This window comes from Enterococcus sp. LJL128, assembly GCF_056924295.1.
The window spans coordinates 534,089-553,286 of record NZ_JBXPBP010000001.1; the positions used below are offsets into that span (position 1 = coordinate 534,089).

Below are 19,198 nucleotides of genomic sequence, written 5' to 3' on the forward strand. Positions count from 1 at the left end.
AGAAACGTTACCAAAAATTCTTGATTTTTTTTCATACCTAACATACACTAAGAAGTGAGGAGGACCTTTCACATGAAAAAGAATATAACGATTAAAGAAATAGCAAAAAAAAGCGGTGTTTCTGTTTCAACAGTTTCCCGTGTTTTAAATAATCATCCATCTGTTTCTCCTGCTAAAAGAGCTAAGGTTCAGGCAATCATCAAGGAAGAAGGCTTTCAACCCAGTATGCTCGCCCGAGGCATGGTTTCAAATAAAACACGAACATTGGCAGTCGTTGTTTCAGATATTACTAACCCGTACTTCACTTCTCTTGTTTCAGAAATTGAACTTGCCAGTCAGGACCAAAACTATTCCCTGCTGCTTTTCAATACAATGACTGCAGGACACCAAAAAAAGGCAGACAGCAGCTTTACTGAGCGGGATACCTTCAACACCATTCTTGAAAAGAAAGTAGACGGGGTTCTGATTCTCGGAGGCGAAATCGACTTAGATGAACCCAATCCGGAATATCTACTGGCTTTGGAGCACTTGAATCAACAGGTGCCTGTGCTGATTGTCGGTCAAAAGCAAAAAGACTGTTCCTGCTCCTTTCTTGAACGTGATTTAGAAAAAGGTGTTTTTTTAGCCATGCAGCATTTATTAGCACTCGGCTATCGAAGGATTGGTTTTATTGGCGGAGAACCTGGCGTTAAAATTACCACTCAGAGGGTTCAGGCATTCGAAAAGGCACTTTCACTATACAGCACTTTTGATTCCTCTCTGCTTTACTTAAGCGATTTCTATACTGAGGATGGGTATCAAACCATGACAGAAATCATCCAACAAAAAGAAATGCCTGATGCGGTTCTAGCTATCAATGATCGAGTGGCTGTGGGTGCTTTTCGGGCATTGGCAGATCACGGACTTTCCTGTCCAGATGATATCGCCATTGCCAGCTGCGACAGCTTTCCAGATGGAGAGTATCAGATTCCCCGCATCACAACAATCAATCAACATAACCAAATATTAGGACAGCTAGCCGTTAAACGACTGCTGAAGCTAATCAATGAGGAGCCGCTTGGTTCTATTGAGCTGCATTCGCCAGATTTGATTATTCGCGAATCCTGCGGCATTAGAAAGGGTAGAACAACGTAATGGAAAAACACTTAATCTTTATGGATATCGATGGCACACTAGTTGACCGGGAACAAAATATCTCTCAGAAAACCAGAACCGTCATTACTGAGCTGCAAACCGAAGGTCATCAGTTTTATGTTGCCACTGGGCGCAAATATTCTTCGGCGCTCCAAGTCGCTCAGCGGCTAACCCTGCAAACTCAGGTTGTAGCATCAAACGGCAGTATTTACTCAGTAAATGAAACACTGCATAAAAAGCAGCTATCAAAAGAAGCACTGGCGCTAGTTTATGAAACAGTAACTGCTTGTCAGCTGCCGATGTTTTTCTTTGGAGAACATACCGTTTTTTACACAGAACAGCTGCCGGAATACTTGCAGAGAAATGATCAGTCCCGCATAGCTAATGGAGAAGAGGATTTTCTGTTCGTTGATTCTCTAGACACTTTAATGTCTGTCAGCACACGGATCGTTAACGGCATTGTCATCGCTGACGAACGGGAATCAGAACTCGATGCTATTCGGGAAATACTCTTAAAAAGTAATTTACTTTCTGTTTCCTCCTCCCATCCAAACAATATCGAGCTGATTCCCAAAGGAGTAAATAAGGCCACCGCCATCCAACAAATTCAAAAAAGCCTAGCGGTTCCTCAAAAACGGATTATCAGCTTTGGCGATGGTCTGAACGATTTGGAAATGCTGCAGGCCTCCGGCGTCAGTGTGGCGATGGGAAATGCTGTTGATCAGCTAAAAAGCCAGGCGAAATATGTAACTGGTACAAATACAGAAGATGGCATTGCCAACTTCCTAATCAACTATTTTAATTAGGACTTGCCTAAAATGATTGAGAAATGACCATTTCAGACAGTCCCTAGTACAAAGGAGTCCATGAACATGACAAAACCCACAATGCTTTCTTATATTTTAGAAGAACAGGACAAGCTGACAAACGCAATTAAAAGCTATCCTAAAAATATTGATCAGGCGATCCAAGGTCTGAGCTTAACTGCTGATAACTGGCTGGTTCTGGGAACTGGTTCCAGTATCAATGCAGCCAAAAGCGCCAAGTATTATATCGAGGCTGTTGCCGGGGTGAAGCTGGCGATTGAAGAGCCCTACAACTTTACTCATTATGAAAAAATTGATCCTGAGCTGCAGGTCGTTTTAGGTATTTCCCAGAGCGGACAAAGCACTTCAACCATTGAAGCTATGGCTAAGGTAACCGCCCATCATTCCGTTCATACAATGGCAGTTACCAGTATTCCAGACAGTGAAATCACAAAAGTTACTACGACTACCTTAGATATTCTATCTGGTCGTGAACGAGTAGGCTATGTGACCTTGGGCTTTTCGGCAACTGTACTGGCACTGATGCTTTTAGGTCTTAGAATCGGTGTTAAGAAAGGCTTAATTTCCGAAGAACAAGAGCTTGCTGAATTGGATGAGTTCCTTGAATTGACCAGCCGCTTTAATCAGTCAATTGAGCGTGCGACAGCTTTCTTTGAGCAGCACCGTCAGGACTTTCAACAAGCACCGCGCTTTACCTCTATTGCCTATGGTCCTGCTGTCGGTACAGCAAAGGAAATGGAGACAAAATTTTCAGAAACCATTCGGGTTCCTTCTCAAGGGGTTGAACTTGAAGCCTTTATGCATGGACCTTATCTAGAAATCAATCCGGAGCACCGCTTATTTTTCCTTGATACGCCGGCAAGGCCTGAAATTATTGAAAAAGCAGGACTTTTAAAAGCCTACGAGCAAAAACATACTTCTCATGTCTTTACAATTTCATTACGCTCTGAGGCTGCAGCAGACAAACATACTTTAGCCCTAGGAAACTGCAAAGATGAACGCAAGGCTCCTTATCTGGCGATTATTCCTTTTCAAGTGTTCTGCTGGTATATTTCCAGAGAAAAAGGAATCGATATTACTCAGCGCATCTTTACTGACTTCTCACAAGCAGTAAAAAGCAAGACAACCGTTCAGGATTATGTATAAGTCCAATCTATAAAAATAGAATAAACTCCGTTCAAAGCAAAAATACCTTTACAATCGTTCGTCAAGGATCAGCTGTTGTAAAGGCGTTTTTGTGCTCCAAGCAAAGAAAAGCTAAGCCATCCGCAGGATAATTTTTATGTATTAAAAGGTATTAGTTTTTGATTCGCTAATACCTCCTCAATAACATTAGAAATTTGTTACTTGTTCAAAATCTACAGGATACTTTTCAATATTTTCTTGACTCTCAATCAGTTTTTTCTTGATTTCTTCTAAATCCTGTTCATCACATTCAATCCTTTTGATTCAATATACTTTCGAACCTCTGGGTGACAACCATACTTAAACCAGTATTCTCCTTGTCTGCCAGTTTCACTAGCTATTCTAGCTGTTTCTTTAATTTGTTTTCGAGTGCTTTTGCTTAAAAAGTTTTTTGGCTTCTCTAGAGCAGTACATGATCTCTTAGCCTGTATTAATAAATTATCTGTCACAGCATCAATTTCTCTCCCTTGAAGAATTTGGCTACTTCCACCTGTCTGCCTTCTTATCAAATCCTCATAGTGGAAATCCAAAGCTTCGCAGTATTTCTCAGCCTCCATTAGTTCTCTTACATAATCAGATAGTTCAATCCCTTTTTCAACCCCGCTAGCTTTTTTATCCTTTAACACCACATCATCTACAGTCAACGGATGTCCGGCATATCTCTCATTTCTTCCTGAGGATACTGTTTCTTTCTTTTACAAAGATTTCATATAATTTTCTGGCTAATTTTTTACATATCAAAAGGTATTAGCTTTTGATTCACTAATACCTTTTCATTATACTAAAATTTTATCAAAAACTGATTACTTCAATAGAGAAACTCTAAATCTCTGTACAATACGTATAAATATCTTTTTATCATTTCTTATCAGCTTAATTAGTTCATTAATACATATTTAGTAAAATTATAATTACTTCATTGTCAACCTTGTAATCAAATTTTTTTATTTAACACTTTTAGTTATTAAAACACCTCCTAAAGTAGTTTTCCAATCCAACCTATCACAAATTGCATTTACCATTTCTTTTTCATTATCAACACTGATATGTTTATCAATTTCATCTCCATTTTTTAAAAAAAAGACGATGAAGTCAGGTAATGCATAAACTTTTCTAAAAAAATTAAGCAGTTTATTGTCAACTAATTCCGACTTTTCTTTATTAACAGCCCATTCCAAGTCTTTAATTAGCTCATGCTCACCTAATAATCTAAATCCAATATAGTTATCAGTTATCTCAGCATTGTTCATAAATAGGGCATATGATTTTTTAAAAAAATTTATATCCTCTTTTTTCTTGAAAATTAATTCTTCATCAAATGAAAATTGCTGTGGATCTTGTGAAAACCATTCATTCCCCCAATGAACAAGTATTTCAGTTAATCCCAAAGCAATAATATATTCCTCTTTGATAAATAAATCCACCGAATATTCCATAACACACCACCTCTTTTTTTATTTTGGAAAATGGAATGTTTCCACTCCTCCACGTATCCAACGTTTTTTAACCCAATCGTAAGTAAAAACATGTTGATGAACATCAGGATGATCTTGGGGTTGTCCATGATTTCCCCAATGCACTTCACTTAAGGGTACATCATACCCATCCACTTTTAGCCATGATCCATTAAATTCAGCTGTCTGTATACTTCACCAGTTTTAGAACTAGCTTTCCCGCCCAAAATAGTGTGAGGACGACCTTCTGCTAGAGGATCTGGTAAAGGTATTTCATTTCCCACCTCACCATGCTTATTAAGAGGAATAGGATTTCCGTCTATATCTTTTGGATAATCATATGGAGAATCGTCCACTGTCCCACTGACTTTCTCATATGATATATTCTCTTTTATTACCTGATCACCAGTTTTCTTATCCTTCAACACCACATCGTCCACAGTCAATGGATGTCCTGCATAATACGCTGCGATACTCACCTGAGCAATACTGCTCAATACGATGGACCAACTCTGGATTTTTTCTTATCTATATTTTAAAAAGGCTAAAGCACTGCCAAAAGACAGTGCTTGGATACAACTATAAACTATAAAAAACAGCATATCAACAAGTAGCTAATTCTACATAACTTAAGTAACAACTTAATAACCCAATGATTCAAGTAATTCTTTTCCTATTTCTCGACATTTTTTCCACTCTATAGAATTTTTCACAGCAGCATCACTCCATAAATTTTTCTCTAAACTCATCTGCTCTAATATGGATTTAATTTTTTTCATTAAATCCATTTGCGTTTCTGTTATCCATTCATTTTCACATAATATTTCTGCTCTCACAAAATCCGTGTGCAAAAAATCGGAGGCTAATTCATCAGAAAGAACTGCATGTTTTAAATTTTGGCTCTGCTTATTAAAATCACTGGAAAAAAATTTCATTCCATTGATAAAAAGTTCATATATCTTCGATAATTCCTCTATATCATACCTCATAATTTTATCACCTTTCAATATGGTAAGTCTTAACTCCTAATTTTTTGAAATCCAGTTCATATCTGCCATTAGATTAAATTCTTACAACTGGTTCATTTGGAGCAGAAACCTTATAATATGGAAACTCACCATGATGACCTTTCCCCGGATGATATTGAAAATAGCGTGAACTTCCACTAGTTCCAACTGGCGGATTCATACTATATCCTCCCCCTTCATCAAAAGAGATTCCGGCATATCTTCCATCTTTTAGCGGAGTAACTGTCCACCCCTGATTTTTTAATAAATCGACAATATCCTTAGGATTTTTTTCCAAGTAAAAAGCTTGGTGTATCAAAAATTTCATCAATAGTAACTGGATTTTTCCATCTAACATTATCAATTCCATACTGTTCTTTAAAATAATTATTCCAATCGTTCCCAGATACTGGATTTTCTGCACCAAAATCTGTTTTAGTGTTAACAGTTCCCTTATCCTTCAACACCACATCATCCGCAGTCAACGGATGTCCTGCATAATACGCTGCGATACTTACTTGAGCAATACTGCTCAATACGATGGACCAGCGCTGGGCTTTTTCTACATCAGTTAGAGGACGTCCGGTGTCGTAATCCACCCCTTCACGCAGCTCGATGGCTAGGCGGCTCATTTGATCTATATCGTTGCCCCGCTTAATTTCACGCCCATACAAATCAAATTCTTTTTCCGCCCATTCCCTATAAGCTTCGTTTACCTTATAATCATCCGCTGAAATATACGGCGGATTTTCCAGCCACATCCAGCTTTTCATTCCATATAAATCCACCTGAACATATCTTCTGGTTTTCAACTTCTCGTCAAGGTTCATGCCTTCTTCTTTTAGTTTGCGCTTGCGCTAGTCGGCTGCCTTTAGAGCATTCACTTCTGTAAATAGCATGAAAGGTCAATCGCTTCTGATTCTAGTGACCAGCACTGAGTTTATTAGGCGAGCAATATAAATACCGTTTTACATAACAAAAGGTATTAGCTTTTGATTCGCTAATACCTCCTCAATAACATTAGAAATTTGTTAAATACTAATTCTATTAATAGAAAAACACTACACTTTTGTAAAATAAATACAGCTAACATTTTTGTTATCCATTGATAACTTAAGGACATCTAATAGTAAAAAGAATTATTTACCTAATAAAAAATCTAACTCTTCGTTTGTCCATTTTTGATGTATCAATTTCTTGATTTCATCAGACAATTGCAAAACTTCTTTCCACTCTGATGCTGTTTTTACTGCTTTTACATTCCATAAAACTTCTCCTCTTTCGAGTTCTAAAAGCTTTGTTTGTAGCTGTTTACTTAGAAGAGAAATATTTCTATCAATTATATCATTTTCTTCTAATACTTCCCGTGTATATTGACTAAAAGAAGCTGGATAATCAATCGCTAATTCTTCAAATATTTGATGTTTCATTTCTTTATCTTCTAAATTAATTATTTTCATACCTAATCTATTTAAAGAAGAAAGGTAGTATTTAAAAGACTGTTCTATTGTTAGTTTTTTCATTCATCTCATCTCACTTATCTCTTAGTATGATAGTTGCTTTGTCATCATGTGTACGTATATACGTATCATCAACTAGCTTGACTCTTCCCGTAGAGCCTTTTATCCAACTGAGCAAAATCAAATTAACTCCCTTATCTACTAACAGTTAAAATAGACAAAGCGCACTTACCTCAACTGGTAGAAACAACTTTGCTTATAAAATATTTATACAGATGACGAAGTTCAATATATACCTTTCCTATTTCACCCTCAGAATCTATTAAACTGGTAAGCGAGACCTAAATTTTTCATCATAAACTAGCTTGTGTTTGACAACTAATCAAATACCAATTGTTCTAAAATAGTTTCGATAAACTTTCATCGTTTTCAAAGCTAAAAGCTCATTAAAATCTTTATTATGAAAAAGCACCTAGCACTATGTTCTTTTCTTCATCATTCAACAAATCAAAATACTCTGTAGTTCCTAATTCTCTTAGTGTTGCTATCGCAACAAACTTGATAGTTACTCCAGGCAATCCCTTAGTTAAAGCTATATCTTTTCCAGTTGCTATTTTTGTTATTTTTTCAATAAGCAATGTATCTTGAATTTTGTTTTCTGCAATTACCGAAAGGGTATTATACAGTACACCATCATTATCATGTGATAAATAATTAAATAAATCTTCAGTAGAGTGTTCACCACTTTTTAGTTTCTTATCAATTTTATACCACGGTTCCATAAAGTATCTTCCTTTCAAGTTTTTAATATCCTAAAATGGCTTTTCTTTCTATGTAAATAAAGGTATTAGTTTTTAAATTACTAATACCTTTATTTACACTAATAGTCAAGACTTTATCAATTGATTACCCGTCTCGTGATAAAATACCTCTTTATTTCTACATTTATCTTTCTACAGAAGTTCTATCTGGAAATTTCCCGTCTTCTCGATAAAGTATCTGTCCTATTCTTTGAGTTGCCCATTGTACATACATTTTATCCGGAATTTTTTCATCATCAACTTTTTGCAAAAGAAATGTTTTCTTTTCAATTTTATTATATTCAATTTTTCCTAATGTATTTTCATTAGGACCAATACTATATACAACTCTTTTTTCATCTTCAAAATCCTTAACCATTAACATATAAATTGCCATATCTTCTTATTCCTCCCAAGGTATCCATATTCTACCTGATTCCACCAGTTTCATGAACAGCCCCACTAGTTCCCTTATCCTTCAACACCACATCATCCACAGTCAACGGATGTCCGGCATAATACGCTGCGATACTCACTTGAGCAATACTGCTCAATACGATGGACCAGCGCTGGGCTTTTTCTACATCAGTTAGAGGACGTCCGGTGTCGTAATCCACCCCTTCACGCAGCTCGATGGCTAGGCGGCTCATTTGATCTATATCGTTGCCCCGCTTAATTTCACGCCCATACAAATCAAATTCTTTTTCCGCTCATTCCCTATAGGCTTCGTTTACCTTATAATCATCCGCTGAAATATACGGCGGATTTTCCAGCCACATCCAGCTTTTCATTCCATATAAATCAACCTGAACATATCTTCTGGTTTTCAGCTTCTCGTCAAGGTCCATGCCTTCTTCTTTTAGTTTGCGCTTGCGCCAGTCGGCTGCCTTTTCCGCAATCGTTGTCGCCCAATCCATATTCATACGGGACATATCAAAAACACCGTATTCCGCATTGTAGGCACTGCCGCTTTTGATTTGCGCCAAACCAGTATTCATCGCTGCTTTCAAGCATTCACTTCTGTAAACAGCATAGAAGAAAACGCATGGAAGGTCAACAGTTTCTGTTTCCAGTGACAAGCACTGAGTTTATTAAGAGAGCAATATAAACGACTTGTTTTTTTACATAACAAAAGGTATTAGCTTTTGATTCACTAATACCTCCTCAATAACACTAAAAATTTACTAATTGCTACTTGCATTAACAGAAAAACACTACATTTTTGTACAATAAGTACAGCTAGCTTTTGTTAGCTGTGGATAACTTTATTAGTAAGGATTGGCTTATTAGTCAAAGCTTTACTAACTGACACTAATCAGATAGTAAAGTTCTTTTTTCTCTGTATTGCTAGAAATCTGATGGTTCTGTATATTCAATATGATCATCTGATAAGCCTTCTGGAAACTGTTCTTCTGGATATTCTCTTTCTAAAAGCTCGTTAAAGTTTTTTATTGTTTCACTCAATGCTTCCTGTTGAGTTTTACCAAAACCAACAGCAGACTCTGGGTAATTATCATCAGACCTCAACTTTATATTAATATCTGTATAACCAGAGAAAGTACCTGAAATATCTTCATAAATTTTCACTTTCATTTTACCAAATGGAAGAATTCCTATCATCCAAATATTATATTCACCGACACATCGCTCAATTTTTGAAACATTCTTTAAAGATAAATTTTTCCACATAACTTTATTCTCCTTTTATTGTTTTCCAAATGATATTATTTTTCCTGTTGGTTTATGAATATCAATATATTTACCATTTTTGTAATACCTTACTACGTTAGGAGTAGGATAGTCTATTTTTTTTGATCTTGCTCCTTTTAGTTTACGGCTAAAATCTTCCGCTTTATTAAAATATTGCTCAAGCGAATTAGCCTTAACTTCTGCTCCATGCTTTTCAAAATGCTTTATCAAAGAAGCTTCCGAATCATCAAAGGTCCCCTTATGCCATTTATTAAGAGCGTCATCACATATATTATGAACTAATATATTCAAATTAGAAACAAAATAAGTATGAGCATTTTCTACTTCAAAATTGTATACTTTAACAGGTCTATTTAAACTTATACTTTGAATATTAGTGATTGACAAAGTATTTTCAAAACTATCAATCAAATTATCATTATAGGTTAATTCTTTAGCCTTTATCCAGCCTTTACTTGGTAAATAAAACGGATGCTCTTCAGTTGTTTCAATCACTTCATTACCAACTGTAATTCTAATAATCTTGTTAGTTTCACTAACAAATAATTGAACAACTTTTTCATAGGTCTGAACATTAGAATTTTCATGTCTCGCTAAAACTTTTTCACCGATTTGAATGCATTCAATTGGTTTGTGTCCATGCTCTGTTAGAATTAGTGTTCCAGAAACAAAACACTTAGGTCCACTAACTTGCTTTTCCATCAACGCTGCTTCTTCCACAGTCAACGGATGTCCGGCATAATACGCTGCGATACTCACTTGAGCAATACTGCTCAATACGATGGACCAGCGCTGGGCTTTTTCTACATCAGTTAGAGGACGTCCGGTGTCGTAATCCACCCCTTCACGCAGCTCTATGGCTAAGCGGCTCATTTCATCTATATCGTTGCCCCGCTTAATTTCACGCCCATATAAATCAAATTCTTTTTCCGCCCATTCCCTATAGGCTTCGTTTACCTTATAATCATCCGCTGAAATATACGGCGGATTTTCCAGCCACATCCAGCTTTTCATTCCATATAAATCAACCTGAACGTATCTTCTGGTTTTCAGCTTCTCATCAAGGTCCATGCCTTCTTCTTTTAGTTTGCGCTTGCGCCAGTCGGCTGCCTTTTCTGCAATCGTTGTCGCCCAGTCCATATTCATACGGGACATATCAAAGACACCGTATTCTGCATTGTAGGCACTGCCGCTTTTGATTTGCGCCAAACCAGTATTCACCGCTGCCTTTAGAGCATTCACTTCTGTAAATAGCATAGAAGAAAACGCATGGAAGGTCAACAGCTTTTGTAGTTTCTTTTCCAGCATACGCTTTATTTCCTGATAGCTGGTAATGACATTATTTATCTCATTGATATGCTGGACGCGTTCACTAGATACCGGCAGCACCCGCTTAACTTCAACAATTTGATGTTCCATTGCCTGAATTTGCTGTTCCCATTTCTCAATTTCTTCTTCTAGCTCGGAAGATTTCAAGTCAACCTGCGCTACATCAGCACGGTACTGTTCAGGTATTTTACTCACTGCTTCAGCAGTCGCCTCTGAAACAAGGATTGCTCCCTGAATCAGCGGCACATAGACCGCTTCAAAATAGCTCTTTGCTGTACGATAGGTTTTTCCACTTAGCACCTGATCCCCAACAAAGTCTTTGATTCCTGACTGGAGAGTTTCTAATCCCTGCTGGGCTTCATGGCACATTGTTTTTGTACTGTCTGCCTGTGTCTGCGAGGCCCCTAGATACATATCGATACTCAACGGCTCTCCTCCTCTTTTTCCGTCATCCACCTTTTTTTCTGATAAAATAACTCGTCTTCTTTTTCATTTAATGAATAGTGTTCTTTTGCTATATTCTCCTGCTCTTCCTCCATCATTTCTGATAGATTCCGTTGCTTTCGTTGAATTTGCTCTGCGCATTCTTCAACTAAATACTGGTCCTCTTTTTCTCCAGCAATCAAGTCATACGCACTTTGAAAAAGAGCTGCTGTTTGAAAAAAATGCTCTTGATAGGCTTCATCTAAACGGTCAATTGACCGTTTCTTGTCCTCCAGCTCTTCCTTTTCATAAACGAGCTGTCGTTCAGCTCTTGCTAGTTCTTCCCACTGTTCCTTCTCAGCCATTCAATTTCTCCTTATGGGGCAATAATTCTTGTTTGGCCAAGCTTAACATCCTTCGCCGCAAACTCTGCTGCTGTATTCTTGATGTTATTTGCGTCAGTCAGTACTGCACTACGGATAGCTGCCATCATACTCTCCATCTCATCAATCGCACCCTGGGCAGCTTGATTACCGGAAACCGTACTTTGCGTATCTCTTGTCACAGCTCGTGAAGTCCCCAGCTCCTGAACACCCTGCATAATACCTGTTGCCAGTTGACCGGCGACAGACGTATTGTTAGAAACACCCATTTAAAATCCTCCTTTTTCACTTCCAAATGTCAAAAAACTGTTTATAAGAAAAGTATACCAAAATTTTGCTTTATACCGAACACTTTTTTTACATAAAAGCAATCGGTTCATACATTTATTAACCGTTACCGAAAAAAGACCCTATCCAGTTTTGGATAGAGTCCATTCTTTATCAAACCTGCTTGGAGCAATTGATGCTTTTATATCAGTCTGCTTTTGTCAGCGAGTGTGTTTTGACTAAATTCCGGCAATACTCTTCCCGCCGACAAAGCTTCACTCAGCAGCCTCAGCGTTCTTTCACCGAATCATCGGCAGAATCTACATATGCTGGAGCTAATCTATTTGAAGCCAGCACAAATGGTGTGTAAATAAGAAAGGCTAGAACTAAAATAACCAGTTGAACCAGGATAGCTGAAATAGTTTGATAGCCAACAAAGGCATTGACGAACAAAGGCAGACCGAAAGGAACCTCTACTGTTGCAGCCGGAATAATATGGGTCACTGTAGCAAAGTACGCAACCGCTGTCGCCATTAGCTGAGACAGAATAAATGGAATTGCATAAATCGGATTCATGACAATTGGCAGCCCGTACACTAATGGCTCGTTGATACCGAAAATTCCCGGGATAAGCGCAAGCTTAGAAATCATTTTTTGATCTTCCCGCTTTGAAAAAATCAGCTGGGCAAGGACTAACGCAATCGTTATCCCTGCTCCGCCCATTACAACATAGACTCTAAAAAAGGTCATTGTCAACGGATTAGTAGCTACATCTCCTGCTTGTGTCTGAGCAATATTGTCTGCTAAACCTGCTAACGCCAAAGGACTGAGTATCGGCATAATAACCATATTTCCATGAAGACCGAATATCCAGAAAATCGCCGATGCAAAAGCTAGCAGGATGATTCCGACTGGACCGCCCTGCATAACGCCTTGAAGAGGAGCCTGTAGTGTATTGTAGATAATATCACTCAAATAATCGCCAGAAATATTATAAATGATTGTGCTGATTACTGAAAAAATCAGTAATACCAATAAAATTGGAATCAGTGAATTAAATGATCGGGCAATTCCCGATGGTACCGCCTCCGGCATGCGGATTTTTAAACGGTCAATCTGCATCAGCTTTGAAAATAGTTCAACAGATAAAATCGAAATCAGCATTGCCACAAACAGACCTTGGGCATTAATACTAGAGGTTGCAATACCGCTCGTCACAATATCCTCCAGCCCCTCAACCACCGTTACAATCGACTGAGGAACAATCGTGATGAAAGAAATCAGCGCAACTAATGCTGTATAATTTCCGTCCATCTCGTTTCTCTGTCCAATCAGTTTACCAATTAAGAATGCCAGCGCCAGACTCATCGTAGACATCGTTGCATAGTTAATTGCTGTGAACGCCGGGCTTAACGAGCTAAGAAAGCTAAGCTGTTCAACTTGTGCTAAGCCCACCTGTTCTGAGCAGAGAATCGTATTAAACAATGTGGCAAAAGAACCCACAATAATAAATGGCATGTAAATAGTAAATGCTGTTTTGATACTATATAGATATTTGTTTTGATTCACAACCTCGGCAAATTTACCGACCTTCATTGCAAAGCTGTCTAATTTTGACATAACTCTTTCCCCCTTATAGTTCCTTTAGCTTTTCTCCGTTGTCTGCAATAATTTTTTGATAATAATAAAAGCTTTCCTTCCGCTCCCTTTTCAAGGTTCCCCTTCCCTGATTGTCGCAGTCTACATAAATCATGCCATACCGCTTCTCCATTTCTCCTGTTCCTGCACTGACAATATCCAAGATGCCCCACCAGGTATAGGCAATTATTTCACAGCCGTCCTGCACTGCTTCTGACAAAGCCAGCAGATGTTCCTTCAAATAGTTTTGCCGCTCAACATCATTAAAACGCCCATCCTCACTTTTACTATCCCTCGCACCTAATCCATTTTCGGCAACCATCAGTGGTATCTGATAACGGTCATATAGCTCATTACACACATAACGCAAGCCCAGCGGGTCAATCTGCCAGCCCCACTGTGAGCTTTCCAAGTATGGATTTTTCTTGCCCTGAGGTCCTCCTGTTCCTGTCATCATCACCAATTCATCTGAATAGACCGTTGTAAGATAATAGCTAAAAGCCAAATAATCACTGGTATGTTTCTTGATGAGCGCCAAATCCTCTTCACCAATGTCTAATGTGACATTTAACTCTTCAAAAAGCCGTTTTGAATAGCTTGGATATGTGCCTCGAATCATCACATCGGAAAAGAAAAGAGAATTGCGGCGAAATTGATAACTGCCGAAAATATCCTCAGGCTTTGGTGTCTCTGGGTAAACCCCGCTTAATGACAACATACAACCCATCAAAGCTTGGGTATTGTATTCTTTTAATGTTTTTACAGCTAGTGCATGAGCGACAAACATGTGATGAGCAGCCTGATACTGCTGCTGTGCAGGGTTTTCCACTCCCGAAAGGTCCATTGCCCCAGCAAACCACGGAATTTTAATGATGTTATTAATCTCATTGAAGGACATCCAGTAAGTCACTTTTTTACCAAATCTTTCAAAAAGAACTGTACAATACCGCATAAAATGATCAATCATCTCCCGATGATTCCAGCCGCCGTATTTTTCAACCAGATATAATGGCGTTTCATAGTGAGAAATTGTCACAATCGGTTCAATCTCAGCCTCCAATAATAAGTCAATCAGTTCTTCATAAAAGGCTAAACCTTCTTGATTTGGTTGCTGTTCATCTCCCTTTGGAAAGATTCTCGGCCAGTTAATCGAAAAACGAAAACACCGCAGCCCCATTTCCTTTAGTAAAGCAACATCTTCCTTAAAGTGATGGTAAAAATCAATCCCTTGATGAGATGGATAATATAAAGCCGGATCAAGCTCTTTTGCTATATGCAGCAGCCGTTCTTTGCCAGCCGGCAATACATCGCAGATACCTAAGCCCTTTCCTGCTTCTAAATATCCACCTTCTGCCTGATTGGCTGCTATTGCTCCGCCAAAAAGAAAATTGTCTGGAAACAGCTTTTTCATAAATTCCAGCCTCCCTCGTTTGATAGCAGAAATATAGCATCTTTTTAGTGAATTGTGAAAAGTCATAAAAAGGCTTTCAAACGCTTATATATCAATATTTATCCACAAAAACAACAAGAAACTGGTACCTTTTTCTACAGTTTTTTCCGTAAAAATAAGTACCAGTTTTTGGTCATTTATAAAAAATCATTCAATCCATCTTCTTGATGGCGGTAGTTAAAACTGTCTTTGCTGAAAGGCAGCCTGAAAGTTCCTATGTAATCAATCACCAGACGCTTCGTATATTCTACAACTAAACCGTCTCTGGAAATGGTTCGGCTCGTAATGCTCATTCCGGCGTGATTTTTGCGCTCATGAAATAAGCGGGCTTCCTGTTCTGAAAGGTTCACTGCCTCAAAGCTTGCCAGACTATGTGAAATAGACAGTCCAGTGTCTAAAATCAGCTTTTGCAGCGAGCCTTGCCCCATTTCTTGATCAAAGTAGGGAAAGATTTTTTTGGGAAAAATTGATTCTTGAAGTTCCATCACCTTTTGGTCAACAATTCGCACTCTTTTTAACTCCCAAACCGCCCCTCTATGGCTGCTGTCAAAGATTCGCTTTTCTTCTTCCGTCATTGGACGTTTTGTTAGCGAAAGAACCTTGGAAACAATTTGACTGGACTTCTTTTCAGTAATTGAGCTGTAGATCAAACTAGGATTGGCAGCTGTTTTATTCACGATTGTTCCCTTTGCCAGGGATTGATACTAGAAGCCCCGCATCCTTAAGCTTCTCAATCGCTTTTCTAACTGTATTTCGTGAGACCTGATATTCCGCCATTAATTTTCGTTCAGAAGGAATTGCTGTTTTCGGCAGATACTTTTTTTGATAAATCTTACTCAACAAGTCCTCAGCAACAAACTCTTTTTTCTTCATCAGATACCCTCCTTTTTGAAATCATCCATTTTTCTTCTACTAATCTTCGCTTTATTTATCTTATACAATAAGCCCAGCAAATAGCAAGCGCTATTTCCCTCCTTATCTCTGTCTGTCAGACTCTGCTTCGTCATTCGTCCTACCAGCAGCACTTTTTATCTATCATCTATCAAAAAATATCAAACAGATTAGAGTTGACTAATTCCCACCTGGTGCTTTACAAAGTTTTTCTGAATTTCGGCTGATTGTTGAAGAAATACTCCTGCGGTTAAGTGCTAATATGTGTGATTATCCCATTGCTTATTCAGATTTTGACATACTAAAAGTCTGGGAATTTATCTATCTCCCAGACTCAACTCAGCTTATTTCTAAAGAGAACTTGTTCGTGAGCCCCCTATGTTTACAACCATAACTATTTTTAGACTCGTTACCCAATGTTACTAATCTGTCGTCAGCTCAATCAGATTGCCTTCCGGATCCTGAATTACGGCTTCATAATAACCATCCCCTGTAGTTCTAGGACCATTCAACAATGGAAACCCATCTGCCACAAATTTTTCAGTATAGCGGTCAACGTCCTCTTTGCTGCCAACTGAAATAGCCATATGTGTATAGCCTAAGCTCTCAGCAACTCTATTTGAAAGATGCTGCTTGGTTGTCAGTTCTAATCTGCTGCCGGAATCAAAGCTTAGAAAATACGATTTAAAACCGGTCTTTTTATTATGATAGAGCTCCGTACTGCTTACGTTAAAATATTTTTCATAAAATTCCTTCATCTTTTCTAAATCCTTCGTCCAAATCGCCACATGTTCGATATGCATCGTTATTCTTCCCTTTCTTGTTACTTCTTTATTTTCTCAGCTATTGATTAATCGTTTATCGCTTAATAAGCTGGGGTTCTTTAGCCCTTTGCACCAATTCTTGGTCAGATGTAATGTATTCTATGACCTCTGAACCAATTTCTGTTGGCCGAAAATCAATCGTGGAAAAGCCTAAGGCCTGACTATAGGGCAAGTTTCCTTCTCCTATAATCTGGTAATCTTTTTTATGAATAAATCCAGCTTCCTTTAGTCCCACAATAATTCCTGCTGCGGTATCATCTGCATTAGCATAGATGATTTCAGGAACTGCTACTTTTTTAAACGTTTCCTTTGCCCATTCAACCCCGCTTTGATATCCTTCAATTCCTGTAAAAAAATTTGCTCCTTCGAACGCATCGCCAAAGTATTCTTGATAGCAATCTAATTTATCCTTTGCGCTCACACTTTGAGAAGGTCCTCTTTTAGCTGTAAAAATAATTTTGGAATATCCCTGCTTTGATAAATCATTAAATAATGTATGATAGACTTTTTTTCTGTCTGGATAAATCATCGCTATCTCTTTACTATCAATTTTTTCTGTTGATACGATGCGTCCCCGGCTGCTGAGCTTTTCCCAGTCAGCTAAACGACTGGCTCTGGATGTCAGAACAAGCCCGTCAATCATCCGCCGTTCCAGTAAAGAATAATACTCGTTTTCTGCATGCTGATCATAATACGTCGGCAAAAGTAATACCTGATACCCTTTTTCTTTCGCATGAAACAAAATACTATTGACCAACGTATCATAACAGGCACTATTGTAGGGAACTGTGACACCTAAAATATAGTTTTTACCGTTACTCAGCTTCACTGCGTTGCCGTTTGCCACATATCCGGTCTCATCAATTGCCTGCTGGACTTTTTTTCTGATTTCATCGGATACATATTTTTGATTATTGATTACCCTCGATACTGTGGATTTTGAGACACCAGTCATTTCAGCAATATCTCTAATATTAATCAACTGCTTCACCTCCATTCGTTAAACAGCTGCGTAAGACTGATTGCAAAAACATACTGATTCCATAACCAGTACCTAATATGATTTATGTAAAGTATAATCTCTGGGACGCGTCCCAGGTCAAGCTTTTTTTGCTGCTAATTCTATATACAAAAGAAAAAATCTGCTATATATGTTCCTCGAAATAACTGTTTATTCACTGCACCAAATCTGGAATAACCAGTCTGCAGACATTAATCATTAGCCATTCAAACTGTTGATAAAATTAGCTCCACTTCATTTTAATCTATTCATTCAAATAAAAGATAGTAAATTGATGCTTTTTTGACTATCTTTCATTTTTACTTTTTCTATCAAAACATACTTAGTCAAATCAGTCAGTGACATTTCATATTCTAATCTAACAAAAACTACGTTTACTATCTACTGAAACCAGCATCAGCTACTAGGATACTTATCCTACCGCTTATCTGAAAAATATTGTTTCAACTATTTCTGTCTGTTATGCTTAACATGTATTCTTCAACAATCAAAGAAATCTAAATACAAAAACTATTGTAAATAATTGTGAGGAAATAAAATGAATATAACAAGTAAAATCGTAATACAATTCACCTTATTGACTTTTTTTATTGCTTATTTGATAGCGGTTATGCTGATTTTTGGAGGTAATTTTGGTTATTCTGTCCATAACTGGGTGGATAATATACAACAATTTTTTATGAACATCCCTTTTTCTATCTACATTCTATCTCCAGCAATTGCCTGTTACATTATTTTAAGAAAGAATAATGTGATACTTCGTCCACAGGACTGGATAAAGACTGTCTTTTATCTAAAAAATAATCCACTTCTTTATCTATATGTTTTTTTCATCTTGATTCTCTACTTTGGTCTTCACGTCCTTATTAGCGGTAATTTCATATTAAGCATGCCTTTTTATACTATCTTATTATCTTTGCCAGGAGCATTAATTATTGGCGGTTTGGAAGAAGCTGGGTGGATGTATGTATTACAGCCGTTCTTATACAAAAAATATGGATTTCTTCGTTCTTCCCTACAAGTTGGTTTTATATGGTTTCTTTGGCACATTCCATTATTTTTTATACCAGGTACAAATCATGGTGATGGTCATATCAATTTTTGGATGTTTACTATCCAGTTATTTTCATTTCGTTTTGTACATGGTGCGCTTTACACTATTTCAGGGAAAGGCTACATCTTTATGAGTGTGTTGTTTCATACGTTGTTTAATGCCTCATCCCCAGTATTTGGAACCACAACAATGAATTGGACTGGAACAATCATCGTCAACACTCTTCTTATACTTATTTCCATAGTAACTGTATATTGGTATCAAAAAACAAAAAAAAGCGACAAAACTGCCGCTTTTACTCAGAAACACTCCTAGCTAAACTATAGATTTATTTCCGTTTT

At 37.7% G+C, this 19,198-nt stretch carries 25 protein-coding genes; 4 read left to right on the forward strand and 21 right to left on the reverse strand.

The window, feature by feature from the left end; genetic code table 11:
- Window positions 1-72 precede the first annotated feature (72 nt).
- From AC1Z3K_RS02650 to AC1Z3K_RS02660, 3 genes are all read left to right on the forward strand, one after another.
- A complete protein-coding gene (locus tag AC1Z3K_RS02650) occupies window positions 73-1,134 on the forward strand; it encodes a LacI family DNA-binding transcriptional regulator (RefSeq protein WP_461731758.1) in 1,062 nt (353 codons plus the stop codon).
- Window positions 1,134-1,940: an HAD family hydrolase gene (locus AC1Z3K_RS02655; protein ID WP_426082275.1), complete on the forward strand. Its 807-nt coding sequence runs from the start codon at window positions 1,134-1,136 to the stop codon at window positions 1,938-1,940. Before AC1Z3K_RS02650 ends, AC1Z3K_RS02655 begins: the two co-directional genes overlap by 1 nt.
- A 66-nt stretch (window positions 1,941-2,006) precedes the next feature.
- Window positions 2,007-3,107: an SIS domain-containing protein gene (locus tag AC1Z3K_RS02660; protein ID WP_426082277.1), complete on the forward strand. Its 1,101-nt coding sequence runs from the start codon at window positions 2,007-2,009 to the stop codon at window positions 3,105-3,107.
- A 269-nt stretch (window positions 3,108-3,376) separates the two neighbouring features.
- Here AC1Z3K_RS02660 and AC1Z3K_RS02665 read toward each other — a convergent pair whose 3' ends face one another.
- From AC1Z3K_RS02665 to AC1Z3K_RS02765, 21 genes are all read right to left on the reverse strand, one after another.
- Entirely contained in the window at window positions 3,377-3,790 is a 414-nt protein-coding gene (locus AC1Z3K_RS02665) for a restriction endonuclease fold toxin (RefSeq protein WP_461731759.1), read from the reverse strand.
- A 300-nt stretch (window positions 3,791-4,090) separates the two neighbouring features.
- Window positions 4,091-4,582, reverse strand: a complete 492-nt coding sequence (locus AC1Z3K_RS02670; RefSeq protein WP_461731760.1) for a hypothetical protein — start codon at window positions 4,580-4,582, stop codon at window positions 4,091-4,093.
- Between the two features lie 176 nt (window positions 4,583-4,758).
- Complete coding sequence (locus AC1Z3K_RS02675; protein WP_426082292.1) at window positions 4,759-5,079, reverse strand: hypothetical protein; 321 nt, start codon at window positions 5,077-5,079, stop codon at window positions 4,759-4,761.
- Between the two features lie 162 nt (window positions 5,080-5,241).
- Entirely contained in the window at window positions 5,242-5,589 is a 348-nt protein-coding gene (locus AC1Z3K_RS02680) for a hypothetical protein (protein WP_461731761.1), read from the reverse strand.
- Window positions 5,590-5,662: 73 nt separating this feature from the next.
- A complete protein-coding gene (locus AC1Z3K_RS02685) occupies window positions 5,663-5,905 on the reverse strand; it encodes a hypothetical protein (RefSeq protein WP_461731762.1) in 243 nt (80 codons plus the stop codon).
- On the reverse strand, window positions 5,889-6,437 hold the full coding sequence (locus AC1Z3K_RS02690; protein ID WP_461731763.1) for a hypothetical protein: 549 nt from the start codon (window positions 6,435-6,437) through the stop codon (window positions 5,889-5,891). Before AC1Z3K_RS02690 ends, AC1Z3K_RS02685 begins: the two co-directional genes overlap by 17 nt.
- A 309-nt stretch (window positions 6,438-6,746) precedes the next feature.
- On the reverse strand, window positions 6,747-7,130 hold the full coding sequence (locus AC1Z3K_RS02695) for a hypothetical protein (protein WP_461731764.1): 384 nt from the start codon (window positions 7,128-7,130) through the stop codon (window positions 6,747-6,749).
- A gap of 395 nt (window positions 7,131-7,525) precedes the next feature.
- Window positions 7,526-7,849 carry a hypothetical protein gene (locus AC1Z3K_RS02700; protein WP_461731765.1) on the reverse strand — a complete coding sequence of 108 codons (324 nt, stop codon included), beginning with the start codon at window positions 7,847-7,849 and terminating at the stop codon, window positions 7,526-7,528.
- A gap of 163 nt (window positions 7,850-8,012) precedes the next feature.
- On the reverse strand, window positions 8,013-8,264 hold the full coding sequence (locus tag AC1Z3K_RS02705) for a hypothetical protein (RefSeq protein WP_461731766.1): 252 nt from the start codon (window positions 8,262-8,264) through the stop codon (window positions 8,013-8,015).
- A 31-nt stretch (window positions 8,265-8,295) separates the two neighbouring features.
- On the reverse strand, window positions 8,296-8,559 hold the full coding sequence (locus AC1Z3K_RS02710) for a hypothetical protein (protein WP_461731767.1): 264 nt from the start codon (window positions 8,557-8,559) through the stop codon (window positions 8,296-8,298).
- Window positions 8,560-8,577: 18 nt separating this feature from the next.
- On the reverse strand, window positions 8,578-8,877 hold the full coding sequence (locus tag AC1Z3K_RS02715; RefSeq protein ID WP_461731768.1) for a hypothetical protein: 300 nt from the start codon (window positions 8,875-8,877) through the stop codon (window positions 8,578-8,580).
- Between the two features lie 337 nt (window positions 8,878-9,214).
- Window positions 9,215-9,556, reverse strand: a complete 342-nt coding sequence (locus AC1Z3K_RS02720; RefSeq protein ID WP_461731769.1) for a hypothetical protein — start codon at window positions 9,554-9,556, stop codon at window positions 9,215-9,217.
- Window positions 9,557-9,571: 15 nt separating this feature from the next.
- Window positions 9,572-11,332, reverse strand: coding sequence for a polymorphic toxin-type HINT domain-containing protein (locus tag AC1Z3K_RS02725; protein WP_461731770.1), 1,761 nt, complete (start codon window positions 11,330-11,332; stop codon window positions 9,572-9,574).
- The gene (locus tag AC1Z3K_RS02730) at window positions 11,329-11,694 is read right to left on the reverse strand and encodes a DUF3958 family protein (protein ID WP_426084320.1); all 366 of its coding nucleotides are present in this window, start codon (window positions 11,692-11,694) and stop codon (window positions 11,329-11,331) included. The genes AC1Z3K_RS02725 and AC1Z3K_RS02730 overlap by 4 nt, the downstream gene beginning before the upstream one ends.
- Before the next feature lie 11 nt (window positions 11,695-11,705).
- Window positions 11,706-11,981: a TIGR04197 family type VII secretion effector gene (locus AC1Z3K_RS02735; protein WP_461731771.1), complete on the reverse strand. Its 276-nt coding sequence runs from the start codon at window positions 11,979-11,981 to the stop codon at window positions 11,706-11,708.
- Window positions 11,982-12,267: 286 nt separating this feature from the next.
- The gene (locus tag AC1Z3K_RS02740; RefSeq protein ID WP_426084322.1) at window positions 12,268-13,599 is read right to left on the reverse strand and encodes a PTS sugar transporter subunit IIC; all 1,332 of its coding nucleotides are present in this window, start codon (window positions 13,597-13,599) and stop codon (window positions 12,268-12,270) included.
- Between the two features lie 13 nt (window positions 13,600-13,612).
- Window positions 13,613-15,028: a glycoside hydrolase family 1 protein gene (locus tag AC1Z3K_RS02745; protein WP_461731772.1), complete on the reverse strand. Its 1,416-nt coding sequence runs from the start codon at window positions 15,026-15,028 to the stop codon at window positions 13,613-13,615.
- Window positions 15,029-15,204: 176 nt separating this feature from the next.
- A complete protein-coding gene (locus AC1Z3K_RS02750) occupies window positions 15,205-15,744 on the reverse strand; it encodes a UTRA domain-containing protein (RefSeq protein WP_461731773.1) in 540 nt (179 codons plus the stop codon).
- A complete protein-coding gene (locus AC1Z3K_RS02755) occupies window positions 15,737-15,940 on the reverse strand; it encodes a GntR family transcriptional regulator (protein ID WP_461731774.1) in 204 nt (67 codons plus the stop codon). The genes AC1Z3K_RS02750 and AC1Z3K_RS02755 overlap by 8 nt, the downstream gene beginning before the upstream one ends.
- Before the next feature lie 440 nt (window positions 15,941-16,380).
- Window positions 16,381-16,761 carry a VOC family protein gene (locus tag AC1Z3K_RS02760; protein WP_426084325.1) on the reverse strand — a complete coding sequence of 127 codons (381 nt, stop codon included), beginning with the start codon at window positions 16,759-16,761 and terminating at the stop codon, window positions 16,381-16,383.
- A gap of 55 nt (window positions 16,762-16,816) precedes the next feature.
- A complete protein-coding gene (locus tag AC1Z3K_RS02765; protein ID WP_461731775.1) occupies window positions 16,817-17,764 on the reverse strand; it encodes a LacI family DNA-binding transcriptional regulator in 948 nt (315 codons plus the stop codon).
- Between the two features lie 577 nt (window positions 17,765-18,341).
- Here AC1Z3K_RS02765 and AC1Z3K_RS02770 point away from each other — a divergent pair.
- Window positions 18,342-19,172, forward strand: coding sequence for a CPBP family intramembrane glutamic endopeptidase (locus AC1Z3K_RS02770; RefSeq protein ID WP_461731776.1), 831 nt, complete (start codon window positions 18,342-18,344; stop codon window positions 19,170-19,172).
- Window positions 19,173-19,198 lie beyond the last annotated feature (26 nt).